Annotated in this window: 17 protein-coding genes; 3 read left to right on the forward strand and 14 right to left on the reverse strand. The window is 63.1% G+C overall.

The window, feature by feature from the left end:
- Positions 1-85 precede the first annotated feature (85 nt).
- Positions 86-553 carry a GyrI-like domain-containing protein gene (locus tag PX52LOC_RS06880; protein ID WP_149109392.1) on the forward strand — a complete coding sequence of 156 codons (468 nt, stop codon included), beginning with the start codon at positions 86-88 and terminating at the stop codon, positions 551-553.
- On the opposite strand, the gene PX52LOC_RS06885 is transcribed toward PX52LOC_RS06880, so the two are convergent.
- From PX52LOC_RS06885 to PX52LOC_RS06930, 10 genes are all read right to left on the reverse strand, one after another.
- Entirely contained in the window at positions 550-1,404 is an 855-nt protein-coding gene (locus tag PX52LOC_RS06885; protein WP_149109393.1) for a metallophosphoesterase, read from the reverse strand. The two genes, PX52LOC_RS06880 and PX52LOC_RS06885, sit on opposite strands and share 4 nt — an antisense overlap.
- Before the next feature lie 79 nt (positions 1,405-1,483).
- Positions 1,484-2,233, reverse strand: a complete 750-nt coding sequence (locus PX52LOC_RS06890) for a hypothetical protein (protein WP_149109394.1) — start codon at positions 2,231-2,233, stop codon at positions 1,484-1,486.
- Positions 2,234-2,529: 296 nt separating this feature from the next.
- On the reverse strand, positions 2,530-2,802 hold the full coding sequence (locus tag PX52LOC_RS06895; protein ID WP_149109395.1) for a hypothetical protein: 273 nt from the start codon (positions 2,800-2,802) through the stop codon (positions 2,530-2,532).
- A 120-nt stretch (positions 2,803-2,922) separates the two neighbouring features.
- The gene (gene infA / locus PX52LOC_RS06900) at positions 2,923-3,141 is read right to left on the reverse strand and encodes a translation initiation factor IF-1 (RefSeq protein ID WP_149109396.1); all 219 of its coding nucleotides are present in this window, start codon (positions 3,139-3,141) and stop codon (positions 2,923-2,925) included.
- A 129-nt stretch (positions 3,142-3,270) separates the two neighbouring features.
- Positions 3,271-3,654: an RNA recognition motif domain-containing protein gene (locus tag PX52LOC_RS06905; RefSeq protein ID WP_149109397.1), complete on the reverse strand. Its 384-nt coding sequence runs from the start codon at positions 3,652-3,654 to the stop codon at positions 3,271-3,273.
- Between the two features lie 207 nt (positions 3,655-3,861).
- Positions 3,862-4,149, reverse strand: coding sequence for a co-chaperone GroES (gene groES, locus PX52LOC_RS06910; protein WP_149109398.1), 288 nt, complete (start codon positions 4,147-4,149; stop codon positions 3,862-3,864).
- Positions 4,150-4,168: 19 nt separating this feature from the next.
- Positions 4,169-4,579 carry a response regulator gene (locus PX52LOC_RS06915; RefSeq protein WP_149109399.1) on the reverse strand — a complete coding sequence of 137 codons (411 nt, stop codon included), beginning with the start codon at positions 4,577-4,579 and terminating at the stop codon, positions 4,169-4,171.
- Between the two features lie 268 nt (positions 4,580-4,847).
- The gene (locus tag PX52LOC_RS06920; protein WP_168218843.1) at positions 4,848-5,366 is read right to left on the reverse strand and encodes a GNAT family N-acetyltransferase; all 519 of its coding nucleotides are present in this window, start codon (positions 5,364-5,366) and stop codon (positions 4,848-4,850) included.
- Positions 5,367-5,379: 13 nt separating this feature from the next.
- Positions 5,380-5,862 carry a metallophosphoesterase family protein gene (locus PX52LOC_RS06925; protein ID WP_149109401.1) on the reverse strand — a complete coding sequence of 161 codons (483 nt, stop codon included), beginning with the start codon at positions 5,860-5,862 and terminating at the stop codon, positions 5,380-5,382.
- Positions 5,863-5,908: 46 nt separating this feature from the next.
- Entirely contained in the window at positions 5,909-7,063 is a 1,155-nt protein-coding gene (locus PX52LOC_RS06930) for a DUF1571 domain-containing protein (RefSeq protein WP_149109402.1), read from the reverse strand.
- Between the two features lie 192 nt (positions 7,064-7,255).
- Here PX52LOC_RS06930 and PX52LOC_RS06935 point away from each other — a divergent pair, with 192 nt between their 5' ends.
- Both PX52LOC_RS06935 and PX52LOC_RS06940 read left to right on the forward strand, forming a co-directional pair.
- On the forward strand, positions 7,256-7,891 hold the full coding sequence (locus PX52LOC_RS06935; RefSeq protein ID WP_149109403.1) for an RNA polymerase sigma factor: 636 nt from the start codon (positions 7,256-7,258) through the stop codon (positions 7,889-7,891).
- 18 nt (positions 7,892-7,909) lie between these two features.
- A complete protein-coding gene (locus tag PX52LOC_RS06940) occupies positions 7,910-8,887 on the forward strand; it encodes a hypothetical protein (RefSeq protein ID WP_149109404.1) in 978 nt (325 codons plus the stop codon).
- 43 nt (positions 8,888-8,930) lie between these two features.
- Here the strand turns inward: PX52LOC_RS06940 and PX52LOC_RS06945 are convergent, their stop codons facing one another.
- From PX52LOC_RS06945 to PX52LOC_RS06960, 4 genes are all read right to left on the reverse strand, one after another.
- A complete protein-coding gene (locus tag PX52LOC_RS06945) occupies positions 8,931-10,100 on the reverse strand; it encodes a hypothetical protein (protein WP_149109405.1) in 1,170 nt (389 codons plus the stop codon).
- Between the two features lie 94 nt (positions 10,101-10,194).
- Complete coding sequence (locus PX52LOC_RS06950) at positions 10,195-11,718, reverse strand: ThuA domain-containing protein (RefSeq protein WP_149109406.1); 1,524 nt, start codon at positions 11,716-11,718, stop codon at positions 10,195-10,197.
- Positions 11,719-11,787: 69 nt separating this feature from the next.
- On the reverse strand, positions 11,788-12,525 hold the full coding sequence (locus PX52LOC_RS06955) for a peptidase (RefSeq protein ID WP_149109407.1): 738 nt from the start codon (positions 12,523-12,525) through the stop codon (positions 11,788-11,790).
- 83 nt (positions 12,526-12,608) lie between these two features.
- Positions 12,609-15,656: a PSD1 and planctomycete cytochrome C domain-containing protein gene (locus tag PX52LOC_RS06960; protein ID WP_149109408.1), complete on the reverse strand. Its 3,048-nt coding sequence runs from the start codon at positions 15,654-15,656 to the stop codon at positions 12,609-12,611.
- Between the last annotated feature and the right edge of the window lie 86 nt (positions 15,657-15,742).

A 15,742-nucleotide genomic window follows, 5' to 3' on the forward strand; every position in this document is an offset into this window, starting at 1 on the left:
TTCACGAAACAAGAATTGAAACAGTGGGCAGAACAACCGATCGGCATGATTGACCTTTCCAGCCGTTTCATCTCCTGGAGGCAGAATGGAATACAGCATCCGACTCGAACACCACGCGGGCCGCCCACTCGCGGTGGTGCGGCGCTGCGCGAAACAGCAAGAGCTATCGAAGGTCGTACCCGAGGCGTGCGGGACGGTGTGGAACGCCCTCCGAGGGCAGGGTGTCACCGGAGCCGGCCGCCATATCGCAGTCTACCTCGACGGCCAGATCAATCTCGAAGTCGGGGTCGAACTGGACGGGCCGTTCGCCGGGGCGGGCGAAGTCGTCCCTTCGACCACCCCATCCGGCTTCGTAGCGACCACGACCCATTTCGGCCCCTACGGTCAACTGGGGAAGGCACACGACGCGATTCTCCAGTGGTGCGCGAGTAACGGGCACGCCCTAGTCGGCCCGAACTGGGAGGTGTACGGCCACTGGCACGAGGATTGGAACCGCGATCCGAGTTTGATCACGACCGATGTCTTCTACCCCATCACTCCGGCGGGTTCTTAAGCCGCTTTCAACTCGAACACCGTCACCTCCGGGCGGACGTTGAACCGCACTTTCATGATGTGCCCGAGGCCGCGGCTGATGTACAGTCGTCGGCCGCCGGACAGATCAAACTCGCCACTCGTGTACCGCTTGTTGATGACCGGCAGGATCGGCGGCGAAAGGAACGGCGGCTTACACTGGCCGCCGTGCGTGTGGCCGGAGAGGATCCAGCCGCGGTGCTTCTCCCAGCCGATGTAATCCACGCCGTCCGGATTGTGGCACATCGCCAAGGAGGCCCGGTTCGGGTCCAACTTCGACATGGCCGCGAGGGGATCAAATCGGCCGGACCACACGTCATCCAGGCCGAAAATTTGGAGGCCTTGAACGTCGATCAGTTCGTTTCGCAGGACACGAATGCCGATCGGTTCCAGTTGCTTCACTAACTCGTCGGCCACCTCCCAGTTCTTCCAGCCGGCCCCGTAGTCGTGGTTGCCGAGGACGGCGAACGTGCCAAGACGGCCGGGCGAGAGGGATTCCAGTTGGCGGATCGTGTCCTCGATGCGCTCGGTGTAGTTCGCACTCATGAAGTCGCCCGTGATCAGAATCAGGTCCGGCTTCAGCGACGAGATCTCGCGGAACCAACTCGTGAGATAAGTCGGCGACACCGGGCCGACGTGGATGTCACTGATGTGGACGAGCTTCTTGCCAACGAGATCGGGTGGGAGATTCGCGATGGGGAGTTGGCGTTCAGTCAGGACGGCCCAGCGCGGTTCGACCTGCCAGGTGTAGAAGCCGACGCCCGCGACGGCGGCGAGAAAGCGGCGGCGGGTAAGGAGGCGACGTTTGGGCTTTGGCGGGGGTGGAGCATCCATCCCGAGAGTGTACAAACGCGAGCGGAGCGCGGAAGGGTGTCCCGCGCTCCGCTCCGAAGGCTCCGTGTCGCCACCAAATTTACTGTTTCGCGCCGATCACCTTCTGAAGTGGCGTGATGATGTTCGGTACGACGTACTGGGTCACGAGTTCGTCGATCACCCGCCGTTGGTTCCGGTACGAGTCCACGAATGTCTTGTACGGCGTCTTGCTCCAGAACTGCCGGGCGGTGAAGTAGACCGTGATCGGCGCTTCCGGAAACTGGCCGGTCCGCACCTGGTACGGCGTCGTCCGCGTTTCGACGGTCATCCGGCCCTGCAAGCCGCAACCCTCGTCGAGGGCCATCAGCACGCTCGGCTGGTAGTGAAGCACACGACCGCCGGGAATTTGCGTCAGCCCTTCCAGCGGTGTGTTCGCGGCCAGAGCTTCGGCCACGACCTCGTCATGGTTCCCCTGGTAGACGAAGTCGAAGTAGTACTGCACGTCCACCGCGTCGGTGTGAAGCGGGCCTAGGTCGAGGTGGTACGCGGCCATCTCCAGGATGCGCTCGTTGTGCTCGTCGGCGTCTTCCATCGCCGGCGGGTTGACGAAGCCGGCGCAAAGGCGGCGGGCATCGAGCGACGTCCAGCGGTACGACCCGGCGTCTCGCTCCTCCTCGAGGGCGTACTCGCCGTTGTCGCGCTTCTCGAAGTCGGTCATCGACGGCACGGCCTTGCGAACCGAGTCGAAGAAGTGGAGGATCGTCTCGCGGCCCGTCGGCATTTCCACCTTCCCCAGGATGTAAGTCGAGATGCCGAAATCGTCACACATCGAGCTATACAAGTTGCTCATCGACGGTTCCTTTCGTCTGCCACGGGGCGATCGAACGTGGGTCAACTTCTCCTAACGGGACAAGTCGGCCGGGGTTCGTCGCCGGTAAATCATTGTTCGCGTCCGGCGAGAGTAATGCAAGGCCGAGAGAATGCCCAGCTTTCCCTTACCGCAAGATTAGAACATTCTTCGCCGCTTCAACCAATGATGGAGATGACAGAACGCGAAAAGAGGTTCGAGAGGTGGTGGCAAAATTGGAACAAGGCGGTGAACGACCAAGCCCGGCCGAATGTCGGCCGGGCTTCGGCAGAGAATCTTTAGGCGACGCGAGCCAGTTTGGCCCGTTCCGGGACGCGAAGTTCGTTCTTGGTCTGCCACCGGCCGGCGTCGGGCGTGCCCTGCCACTGTTGCAGGTGAATGGCCGTGCAGGCTTCCTTTTCGTCGTCTTCGAGCAGTTCCGCGTAGGCTTCGAGGTATTCGCCGCGAACGTGGGTGGACGACCGGCCGACGTACAGGAGGCATTCGCCGCGACCTTCGAGGATCGCAACCGCCCGCCAACCTTGTGCTTTGGATTCGGTTTGAATGAACATGCTTCGGTCCCTCCCTGGTTTGTGGTGTGCACCGTCGTCCTGACGATGTGGGGACTAGCTTGTCGAAAACCGAGGCTGATGTCAACGAAAAAGTGCCTGAATTGTAAACTTTGATTCAAGTCACCGGGCCCGGTAGGTGATGCGGCCACGGGAAAGATCGTAGGGGGAAATTTCGACTTTGACCCGGTCGCCGGGGATGATGCGAATGAAGTGCTTGCGCATCTTGCCCGCGATGTGGGCGATGACTTCACCGCCGATGTCGAGTTCGACCCGGAACTGGGTATTCGCCAACGCTTCTTTGACTCGCCCTTCGACCTCGATCGCTTCTTCTTTCGCCATGAACGCCGCACCTTCGTGAAACGAACACAGCGCTCAACGTGTTCCCGGTGAACCGTTTTGAGCGCTGCTGTATTTTAAAGTGCGTGTGGGCGAAACGAAAGCACAAACCGGCGCGATTGTGTCGTCGGATCAGTAGCCGCCGCGGTCGCCGCCATACCCCCCACCGCCACCGCCGTAGCCGCCCCCACCGCCACTTCGACGGCTGCCACCACCGCCACCACCACCGTAGCTACCACCTCCACCTCCGGAACGCGGGCCGCGCTCTTGCCGGGGTTGGGCGATGTTCACCGTCAACGGTCGGCCGTTCATGGGCTGCTCGTTGAGGGCCTGAATCGCGGCCTGGGCTTCGGCTTCGTTCGCCATCTCAACGAAAGCGAAACCGCGTGAGCGGCCGGTCTCACGATCTGTTACGATCTGGGCCCGCTGGACGGTACCGTACTGCTGGAAGAGCGAGTACAGGTCGTCTTCGGTCGTGCTCCAGGGCAAGTTCCCGACATAAATGTTCGTGGCCATAGGCAACCAATCAAATCCGTGCCGTCGGTGATCGACCCGAGGCGTCGGCACTGTGCCAACATCTTGTGATCCCGACACTCATCACAGGAGACAAGTTTTGAGATAGTAAGCGATAATTCCGTTCCTGCCAAGCAAGAACAGTCGGAAAATAAAACACCCCCGGAGATTTCTCCGAGGGTGCACGTATTTCGTCGGATATGCCGACAGTCAATCCACGACGGCGAGGATGTCGTCTTCGCTCATCACCAGCAGTTCCTTGCCGTCGACCGTGACTTCATTCCCGGCGTAGGAGGTGAACAGCACCTTGTCGCCGACCTTGACCTGGAACGGGGCGCGCTTGCCGTTCTCCAGAACCTTGCCCTCGCCGAGGGAGAGGATCTTGCCTTGCTTCGGCTTCTCCTTGGCGTTGTCGGGCAGAATGATCCCGCCGGCGGTCTTGTCTTCCGCTTGCATCCGCTCGACCACAATCTTCTCGTTCAAAGGGGTAATCGCCATCGCCGGACTCTCCTGAAGGTTACTCTTGCGGCCCGTAGAACTGGGCCAACGCACGGGTGAGTGTATGAAGAACGATGTTCGGGTTCACGGGTTTCGGGATGACGCTGTACACCTGCGCCTGGAACGCCTTCTGAATCAAGTCGCGAGTGGCCTCGGCCGTCATGAGGATGGCCGGCAGAATAGCGTTCATTTGCTGGATCATCTGCACCGCTTCCAGGCCAGTCAGCCGGGGCATGTGCATGTCGATCAGCACCAGGTGAATCAAGTGCACCTGGACGATCTCGACCGCCTCCGAGCCGTCGGCCGCGACGACGGTGTTGAACCCGCGATCCCGCAGCAGGCCGCTGAGGGTGTCGCGGTTCCCCGCGTCGTCGTCCGCGATCAAGATCGAGAACGGTTCGTCGTGCTGGAGTGGCTGATTCAGTACCATACCGAATTCCCCCTCGGGTTTGTCGTCGGCAATATGTTGTCCGACCGACAGAACCGCGAGGTTCCTGAACACAGGAACATCTGGTCCACCTTATGCAAACGGAATGCCGAGAGGATTCTTCGCGTCATCATCCGTGATAACACACTATCGCGTAACGTGTTAGTCAAATCAGTTGGGGAGGGAAATTCCGTCGAGGGCCGCTGTCACCCTGTCGGCATCCTGCCGCTCTGGCAGAAGGGTAACAAAATCAACTTAGCGTGTAAACAGGTTAGCCCAGAACTGAAGAGTGAGCCAGTTCCCACCGCCAAACGAGGCCGTCGTCGGGGTCGATCTCTTCACCAACTTTCGTGAAGCCGCACTTCGTCAGCACCCGCGTCGAAGCGCTCTCCGTTGGCAGTGTGTGAGCCATGACGGTACGAACTTCCGGATGCTTTGCGGCGAAGGCGATCAACAACCGCGCCGACGCGGTGGCATGACCCTTTCCCTCAAACGCCGGCGTAATGCCGTAGCCGATCTCGACGACCCCGTCCTTATCGGGCGGCCCCTTGAACCCACAACCGCCGATGATGAGTTGCGATTCCTGGTGTAAAACGATGAACCCATGCAGCCACGGGTTGGCCGCCCCCGGTGCTAGGAGCTTCGCGAAGTAGCTCTGCGTGATGTCACCAGTGCCGTACATCTCGCAGAAGCCATCCGCCGGTTTGCGGCTGAAATGCGTCTCGACGGCCGCCGACCCTTCCAGGATCGAGGCCCACCCTTCTGGCGAAAGCAGCAAGAGTTCAAGCATATGGGTCGCCACGTCAGACTTTGAGGAACTCCAGCACGTCCGTCTCCAGGTTCAGCAACGCCACGGTGTACTCGTCCGCCCGATGGAGTGCCCCCGGATTGATGCAGCGGCACGCCCCGTTGCGAACGTCCATCGCGACGTGCGAATGCCCCGAGAGAAAGTAGTCCGGCGACGGCCGCGAGAGGCGGCGCACGTCGGTACCCATGTGCCCGTGAGTGACGGCGATGTGCTTGCCGGCGAGTTCGATCAGCCCGCCCCATTCAAGGCAGGTCGCCTTCATGAACTTCGCGATGGACCGCAACTGCGGCACAACGTCGGCGTCGTTATTCCCGAAGACGAAGTAGAACGGCAGCACCGCACAGATGGGGACAATTTCCGGCTCGATCAGGTCGCCACAGTGAATGAGGGCTTTTGCCCCGCGGGAAGCGAGCAAGGCCACCGCCCGCCGCGTGCGTTCGAACTCGTCGTGCGTGTCGGACAGGATGCCGATGAGCATGGCAGATGACCCGAAAGCCCAGGCGCGACCGTGTCCGGGCTTTTTATCACTTCTTCTTCGCCCCCAGCCGGTCCGGGTGGAAGTCGGCGTCGGTCAGATTGGCGGGCACTTTCCAGTTCGTGAAGCAGTAATACTCGACTTCGCGGTCCTTCTCGTCGGTCGTGACTTGCACCGCCAAGTTACCGTACCCGGGCGAGTCAGACTTCAGGTCGAAGTACAGCGTCCACTTGCCGCCCTTCGGCAAGGTGGAATCGTCACCGGCGGCGATCGGGATTTCGATGCCGTCCACCGGGGTGGGTTGGTCCTTCCGCTGCACGGTGCCGAGCGACTTGATGGCACTCCGACCGGCCTCGGCGGACTTGATCGCCTTGTCGAGTTTCACCAGCATGTTCCCCGCGCCGGCTTCCGTGATCTTGTGGCGGCTTTTCGCGGTCGCCATCGAGCTGTCCGGCCGCAGCGAGGTCTTGAAGCCTGCCCCAATCAGGCGATTATCCCCCTGCCCCGTGACGACGTGCATCAGGCCGTCGAATTTGCCCTCGACGTACAGCACCTCTCGGCCCTTGCCGTTCTCGCCGATGTTCTTCATGTACACGCTGAACGGCTGCTTGCGATACTGGAACTGAATCTCCTCCGTCGGCGTTTCCTTCCCACCGACGACCTCCCGCCGAACCATGTGAACTTCGTAGTCGTTGAGCTTCTCGTACTTGGCGTACGCGAGGGCGTAGACTTGCTTCGCGACGGTGAGGCCGTCGGCCGGAGCGGCAGCAGCCTTCGGCGGCGCGTCTTTCGGGGTGGTCGCGCTCGGCAGTTTCGGGGCGTCCTTCGCCCGTTCCTCGCGGCGTTCGTCTCGCTTCTCCCGCAGGCGCTCGAGTAATCGCTTCTTTTCGTCGTCGGACGTATCGGCACTCGGTTCGGCCGAGCGGGCGGCCGTCGGGATGATCTCGGCCACCGGCTGTGGCGGCGCGGGGATCGGCACGGCCTTATATTCCGACTCGTCCGGCAGCGTGTTGGCCGCGGTCGTTGCCGGCGAAGGTGTCGGCGCGGCAACCGGGAGCACAGGCTTCGGCGGTTGGGCTTTGGCCAGCGGGGAAGGTAGCGGCGGGGTGGGTTTGGCGATCGAATTCCGTTGGTTCTTGAAGAGGCAGCCCGTCGCCGCCAGCGAGGTGAGGAGAACCGAAAGTAATAGGCGTCGCCGCATCATCCCGCCTCCTGCGAACCCGATCTTCACCGGGCAGCGTACCCAAAGTACGCAATCCTGGCAATCCGAGACGGAGTGTTCTTGACGGCAGGGCCACCAACCACCGAAGATACCGTCATTGTTCGGACATTCCGTCCAGAATCAATTGTCGCTGCCGAACGAACCTTCGGCCCTCATCCCGCGTAAAGGTATTCGGTGGCTTCCGCGAAGAATTCATTAGACCACTGCCCCGACGAGAAACTTCTCGAACGGCTCCGCACCGGCCAGCGGGACGTCCTGGGACCGTTGGTCCGGCGGTACGAGCGGGAACTGTACGGCTACCTGCGGCGGTACCTCGGCGACGACGAACTCGCGGCGGACGTGTTCCAGAACACCTTCGTCGCCGTCTTCCTGAAGATCAAGCACTACGAACCCGGCCGCCCGGCCCGCCCCTGGCTGTACGCGATCGCGACCAACCAGGCTATCGACGCCCTCCGGCGGCAGAAGCGGCGGCACGAGCGAACCGTTGATTCGCTGAACGGCCCCGAGGACGGCCCCGATACCGCCCGGTCGCTGTTCGACCTGCTCGCCACGCGGGAGGTCGATCCCGCCGCGAACGCCGAAGGGGTGGAACTCGCGGCCCAGGTGCGGCAGTCGGTAGACCAGTTGCCGGACCTTTTGCGGCAGGCCATCATTTTGGCGTACTTCCAGGGGTTGAAGTACCAGGAAATCGCGGACGCTCTCGACATCCCCCTCGGCACGGTGAAGTCGCGGCTGAATGCCGCCATGACGAAGTTGGCCGAGCTGTGGCAGGCCCCCACAAAGGCTCCGACGCGAGAACACAAGAGCTGACGACGAACAGGTGAAACGATGGACGATCTCCTCATCGGTTACGCACTGAAAGCCCTCTCCCCGAGCGAAACGGCCGAGGTGGAACGCCTCCTGGCGACCGACCCCTGCGCCGAAAAGAAACTCGCCCGCGTGCGCGGCCTCCTCGAACCGCTCGCCGCCGACGCGGACCTGGCCCCGCCGCCGGGACTGGCCGTCGCGACGATTGGGTTCGTAGCGGCGCACCTCGTGAACAACAAAGTGACGATCGAGGAACCGCCGGTCGAAGCCGCGCCGGTGCCCGGGACCGACGTTCACCCCATCCTGGGCGAACCCGACAGCATCGACTTCGAGGAACTGCCTCAGGTGACGGCGGCCCGCGGGTCGTTTCCGTCTCGCCGGTGGGTAGAACTGGGCCTCACGGCGGCGGTCGCCTTCCTGGCCGTGGGGATGCTGACGACGGGCATCATGAAAGTCCGGCACGACAACGCCGTGGCCGCGTGCAAGAACCAGATGATGGCCCTGCACACCGGCCTGAGCAACTACGCCGACACGCACCAGGACCAGTTCCCGAAGGTCGGCACCGCCCGGGTTCCGACGGCCGGGGCGTTCGCTTCCGAGTTGGTCAACGCCGGCACGCTCCCCGCGACCGTGAACGCCGTCTGCCCGAGTGAATCGCCCGCCGACGGCGACCTGACCCGCGTGGCCTACGTGTACACACTCGGCTACCAGTCGAGCGGTCAAATCCAGGGCATCCGCCGGCACATGGAGGGCGTCTCCGCCGAAGTGATGCCGCTACTCGCCGACCTGCCAACGCCGTCCGTGTCACCGACTAGCGGCCCCATGTCCCCGCACGGCCGCGGCCAGAACATCCTCTACAGCGACGGCCACGTGCGGTATTCGCTGTACGCGACAGTCGGCCCGAACGGCGACGACATCTATCAGAACCAGGACGGCCGCGTGCGGGCGGGGCTACACCGCCTCGACGCATCTTTGGGGCGAGCCGGGGACGTGCCGTAACAGGCTCGGCCTCATGCCACTTACAGATCCTCAACGGCATCGATCAGGTTGGCGGCGGGTTTCGGAGCCAATTCCGAATCACCGTTCGAGTTAAGCCCCAAAGTTCCTCATGTAATTCTCTTTCGTTCCACCAGGGCGGGTCCCAACCGAAGGAAATGTCTTGGTCAATCACCATGAGGTCGCTGCCGTGGAAAATCCCTGAACGTAGGTCGTACATTTCCTGGCGACGAGCCTCCAACGATGCGCCCGGTGCATACTCCTCAAGGAAAGTTCGGAACCTACGCGTGGACCCCTGCCCCCGTTGGTTAATAAGTGACTCGACTGCTGATACAAGTGCCCCGAAAGACGAGGACATCGAGATCGTCCACTGCCGCGAGGCCATGTGGAGCCAGTAAGCTGCTCTGTCGAACTCTTCCCTACGGACAAACGGGAGCTGCTGATAGCAACAGATCGATTCGTCGAGGTCCGAGGGTACGCGTAGGCCACGTCCGTCGATACCCCTCATCTCCTCGAAATACCGATCAGCCGGGATCACCTCAAGCCGCTCGTCCGAAAGCGGCGTAGCCAACTCCAAGACGCATTCCCCGAGAAACCCGGAGTATGCGTTCTTAACCCAGCGAACCTCAAGTTGTCCATCATCGCGCTGGAAGCATCCCCAGGAGTGCCCGGCGCTGCGGCGCTGCAAGCTCATCCCTCCGGCGAGCACAGTGTTGAGCATCAGCGTCAGCCGGCGGTGTTCCCGCAACCGGCGGTGGTTTGTAATCGCCCAATTTCCGGCGTCCCGAATGGGGAATTCGAGGATGAACGGATGGTCCGCATACTCGGCAGGCGCGGTCGGGGACTCGGGATGTGGTGGGAGAATTTGAATTCCGGACCTGTCCCCACGCCATGACCCTGGCACACGGTGGCTGCAGAAGCTGTATTCTCGACCGATCCTATCGGGGCCGGTCAGAACCTTAGTTTCAATCTCCTGAACGATGGCATCCCACTGAGATTGATCGAACGCGGGACCAGGTTCAACGCTGGCAATCCTGCGGTCTGAATACGTCAGGGTAACTCGACACTCCGATTTGGCGCGCGGCAGATGAATGCGATGAGGATTGGATTCACGGCGATCGTACTGCCCTGGCCCACCGATCCGGTGGTCGAGCAGCAGACGAAGCTCATGAGAGTCAAGTTGAGTCCAAGTTGCCAGGAGAAGGTTGCTTGCCATCGCTCACCTCAGAACGCCTCGAACCAGCGGGGCACAACCCACGGACAACTGCCGCCGCCCGTGGGTTCAAAAGTCGTCGATCTTTCGCCCGTAATCACTTCCCCGCCGCCCACGCGATGCCGTTCTTCAGCAGCTTCGCGAACCACTCCTGCTTGAAATCGTCCACGTTGCCGAGGCTCGCGTAGAAGACGCGACCACGGCCGGCGGCCTTCTCGCGAACCCACGCGATCGGCTCCACTGGGTTGTCGCCCGATTTGCCGGTCAGCAGCACGATGGCGTCGGCCGCCAGCGGGTTGGATCGGTACAGCGAACACGTCGATTCAACCGCCGTCGTCGGCCAGTCGGCCAGCACGCTGTGCGTCCCGTCGGCCGGTGCCCGCTCAATGGTCATCTTCAGTGCGTTCGCGTAGTGGTTCTTGTATTCGCAGCCGAGGATGTCCTTGTCGAACGTCTCCCACGCCTCGACGCCGGCCGGCAGCGACTCGCCCTTTCGCGGCGCGAAGCCGTGGCTGGCCGTGCGGATCGCGATGATCGGCTTTCCGCTCGCGACGTACTTTCGCACCACGTCGAGATCGGCCTTCATCAACGGCTTCCGCCGCACGCTGAAGAGAACCGCGTCGGCCGTGTTCAGTTGCTCGATGCCGGGCAGGTGGTACTTGTCCTTCGCGTCGGCGAAGACGAACGACACGCGGTAGTCCATGCCGAGCTGCGCGAGCGCGAACGGCGGCAGCGTCGTCTCGGTCTTGTACTCATCCTCCGCGGAGACGATCACCAGCGTCGGCCGCTTGTCCTCCTTGAACCGGAATTCCTTGCCGCCGAGGAAGTCCACGCTCGTCACCGTGGGGCACCAGTGTTTCTCGATGTGTTCGACGACCAGGTCCGTGCCGGTACAGTGGGCGACGAACGGCGCCTTGGCCGGGTTGTACATGGTGTCGGTCATGTCGCGGACGAGGACGACGTTGAGGCCCTGCTTCGTCAGTTGGCGGATCGCGAACGGCCGGCCGAGGACGCACATGTTCGTGTGAACGCCCATCACGACGACGTTCTCGATGCCGCGCTGCCGCATCAAGTGGTAGGCCTCCTCGCTGTCAGTAATCGCGTCGCCGGCCTCGATTTTCAAGGCCTCGTGCTGCCGGGTCCAGGCCCGGTAGTTCTTGTTCACCTCGCCGCAGCCGCCGTCACTGTCGTCGATCGGGAGCTTGATTTCCTTCGCCGGGTCAAGCTTGCACCAGCGTTCGAGCGGCACCTTCGGCTCGCTCTTGGGCGCGTCCATCGCCAGCTTCCGCTGCGGGGTGTCCTTGTAGAACGCCATCGTGTCCGACGGGCAGTGGATGACGAGCGCCCCACGCTTCCGGGCGGCGACGATGAGGTCGTTCATCCGCGGAGCCATCTCCCCAACGCGGCCGGTGGCGCCGTCGCACCAGTGCTTGTCCCACATGTCGCAGATGACGACGGCTGTTTTCGCAGCGTCCCACGTCGCCGGCTTCGCGACCGTGTGATACCGCCCGGAGCCCGGAGCCGTCTCGGTCCGCGTGCGGGTATTCAGCGAGAAGGATTTGTCGTCGGCCAAGGCAACGGACGTGATGCCGATGAGCAGCAAGGAGAGAACACGAGCCATAACCGCCTCCCAGGTGGATGAGGCGATGGTATCGCGAACCGGGGGCGGGGACAAACGGAAAGCAAGCCGCTACGAATACTCGCCGGGGAACTGAATCACCGGCAGTCGCTGCGACGCACTCCGGAGTTCCTGCTCCCACTGGGTGCGAATCGCCAGCAATTGCGGGTCGTCGGCCGACAGACGAATCTGCTGCCGCAAACGAAGCTCGTTGGCGTGGTACACCGCCAGGTCGATCGGCGGGCCGACGGTCAGGTTCGACCGCATCGTCGAGTCGAGCGAGATCAGCGCGAGCTTCGTCGCCTGTTCGAGCGAGGTGCCGTCGTACTTCACCGCCCGGTCGAGAATCGGCCGGCCGTACTTCGACTCGCCGATCTGCAAGAACGGGCAGTCCGGCGTGGCCTGCAACGGGTTCCCCTGCGGGTAGATCAGGTACAACTCGTGCGGCTGTTGGTCGATCTGACCGCCGACGAGGAAGTTCACGTTAAAGCCGATGTTGTCTCGTTCGAGGAACTGCCGGTCGCGGGCCGCGACCGCCCGGACCGCCTCGCCGACGCACCGGGCCGCGTCGTACATCGTCGCTACGTTGGCTAACCCGTACCCGGCGTTGTAGTCGCTCTGCAACAGGGCCAGTACACTCTGGCTGAGTGACAACCCGCCGCTGGTGAGCAGCACGAACACCCGCTCGCCCGGCTTCACGAACGTGTACAGCTTGCGGGCGACATTGGCCTGATCGAGACCGGCGTTGGTCCGCGAATCGGACGCGAGCACGAGGCCGAGCTTGGTGTAAATCGCGAGGCAGTACGACATCGTGCTCGGGGGCAAGGGGCGAGGGACCGTCTGTCCGGAGAATGATACCGCCAGCCGCCGAATTCGGCAGGCGGCCCGCGTCCTCACTCCTTCGTCATGGTCTCGTCGAGGTTCAGCAGCACCCGTGCGACCGTCACCCATGCGGCCAGTTGGGCCGGCGTCACGCTGTTCGGCAGCTTGCGGGCGTCTTCTGGCTTGCTCACCGCCACGGTCCACGGGTCGGCCTGCGCGTCACTGTACTTCACCGTGTTCTTCTGGAGCATCTCCGACAGGATCGCCGACTCTTGCTCGCTCGGCTTCCGAGACACGCAGAGGCGGAACGCGAACGCGATCCGCTCGGCATCGGTCGTGCCACCTTCCTTCACCGCGCGCATCCCCAATGCCTGTGCCGCCTCGACGAAGATCGGTTCGTTCATCGCCGTGAGGGCTTGCAGCGGCGTGTTCGACCGCGACCGCTTCACGCAGGCGAAGTCGCCGGTCGGCGAGTCGAACGCTTGCGCCGGGTACGGGATGGTGCGGAAGCGGAAAACGTACAGGCTGCGGCGGTAGCGGTCCGGCCCCGTGCTTTCCGGCCACACCTTCGGGCCGTAGCTCGCCGGCGGTTGCGTGAGGAACTGTGGGATCGGCGGGTAAACGCTCGGCCCGCCAACCTTCGGGTTTAGCAGGCCGCTCGCGGAGAGGGCGATGTCGCGCACGAGTTCGGCGTCCACGCGGAATCGGGGGCCGCGGGCGAGCAAGCGGTTGACCGGATCGACGGCTTGCAGGTCCGGCGTCACCTTCGACGATTGCCGGTACGTCGCCGAGGTCACGATCAGCTTGTGCAATTGTTTCGGCGACCAGCCCTTCTCCATGAACTCGACGGCCAGCCAGTCGAGCAACTCGGGGTGCGTCGGCGGTTCGCTCTGCTTGCCGAGGTCTTCGGACGTGCTGACGATGCCGGCGCCGAAGTACGCCTGCCAGACGCGGTTGACGAACGAGCGGGCCGTGGTCGGCGCTTTCGCGTCGGTCAGCCACTTCGCCAGCCCGACGCGGTTCGGCGGCAGGTCGGAGGCCGGGGCGTTCAGAAACGTCGGCACGCCGATGCTCACCTTATCGCCGGGCTTCAGGAAGTCACCGCGTTTCAGCAGGTGCGTCGGCCGTTCGTCGGCGCGCTCCGTGTAGACGAGTTGCGTGTCGCCGGCCGGGTGGGTCTTCCACAAGGCCTCGATCTTCGCATTGGCGTCCTTCCACTCGGCCACGGTCGTGCGATAGACGGCGAAGGCATCGGCCTTGCCGTACAGCGGATCGGCGGTGGCGGTCGGCGCGTCGGATACACTGAGGCGGAAACGGCCGAGGTTGTTGTTCTGGTTGTCGTCGCTGTTCCAGCCTCCGTGGTTCTGAACGAGCTTGAACGTCACCTTCGCGTTGGCCGGAACTTCGACGGGCTTCTCGAAGACGAACACCGCGGTGTGCGGCCCGTTGCTGCGGCCGGGGCCAATGTCCGGCGACCACGCCGTCTTGTCGTCGCCGTCGATGGCAAACGCGATCGGCCCGGTGACGCGACTGCGCTTCGATTTGTCGTCGAAGTTCGCCTCCAGCGGCTTCTCGGCCGCATTCGCGTCGGCGGTGGCACTCGCGATCTTCACCGCCTTGCCGTTGACCTCGACGCGCATCTCGGTGAGCGCGAACAGGCCGAAGATCGAGCGGCCAGGGCCGTTCCGCGGCAGGTTTGGGTCGTTGAGCAGTTCCAGCCGCACGGCCGAGATCGTCTTCAGCTTCGTCGGCCCCGTGAAGTCGGTAGTATGCTTCGTCGGGGCGTAACCGCTGGCGTAAATCGAGCCGTCCGGCAGAACCGTGTGCTTCTGCCCGCCGCTGGTGTCGAGTTCCGGGCGGATCACCTCCCACGCGGGTTGATCGGCCTTCACCTTCGCTTCCCACGCGGCCAACTTCTTCGCCCAGTCGGGCGACTTGTGCTTTAACTCCGCTTCGATCTCCTTGATCTGGCGGAAGATCTCGGCCCTCTTCATCAGTTCGTCCGGCGTGTACACCGTGACGTTCGACTCGTTGGCGTTGTTCAGGTACGCGAAGAGGCGGTAGTAGTCGTTGTGCGTGATCGGGTCGTACTTGTGCGTGTGGCACTGGGCACACTGGATCGTGAGGCCGAGCATCGCCTTGCCGACGGCGTCCATGCGGTCGAACATCGCCTCCATGCGGAACTGCTCCGGGTCGATGCCGCCCTCTTCGTTAATCATGCTGTTGCGGAGGAAGCCGGTGGCGACGATCTGGTCCTGCGTCGCGTTCGGCAGCAGATCGCCAGCGAGTTGCTCGGTGAGGAACTGGTTGTACGGCAGGTCGCGGTTGAAGGCGTTGATGACGTAATCGCGGTAGAAGTACACGAACCGCGGCTTGTCCTTCTCGTACCCGTCGCTGTCGGCGTACCGGGCGGCGTCGAGCCACAACCGGCCCCAGCGCTCGCCGTAGTGCTTCGACGCGAGCAGCCGGTCCACGACCTTCTCGTAAGCGGCCGGCGACGTGTCGGCGAGGAACTCATCGACTTCCTTCGGCGTCGGCGGTAACCCGATGAGGTCAAGCGACAAGCGGCGAATCAACGTCACCTTGTCCGCCTCCGGCGAGGGCGAAAGTTTCTCCTTCGCCAACCGGGCCAGCACGAAGGCGTCGATCGGGTTTAATTTTTGAACTTTGATCTTGGAACTTTGGACTTCTGGCACCGGCGGCTTCACCGGGGCCACGAACGCCCAGTGCGCCGCCCCCGCCTCATTCGCCAGCGAGTCCGGCCACACGGCCCCGACGTCGATCCACTTCTTGATGATCTCGACCTTCTCCTTCGCCAGCGGCTTCTTCGGCGGCATCACCGCGTCGTCATCCGTGCTGGCGATGCGGCGGTACAGTTCGCTCTCGTCCGCCTTGCCCGCGACGATGCCGGTCTTCTTCGACTCGCCGCCGCGGACGGCCGAGGACCGCACGTCGATGCGAAAGTCGGACGTCCCCTTCTTCGCGTCGTGGCACTTGTAGCAACTCTCCTTCAGAATCGGCAGCACGTGCTTCTCGAAGCTGACCGCGTTCGGGTCGCCGTCGGCGGACGCGACGAGGGGGAGAGCGAGGAGGAAGGCCAGGGAGAGGAATCGCGGCATGACGGCGTACCGGGAAGAGAATCGGGTCTGGGTATCGTACCGAACAACACCGACGCCGTTTAGCTCAACGGTGGTCGTCCCGCCCG

Source organism: Limnoglobus roseus, assembly GCF_008254045.1.
Lineage (GTDB): Bacteria > Planctomycetota > Planctomycetia > Gemmatales > Gemmataceae > Limnoglobus > Limnoglobus roseus.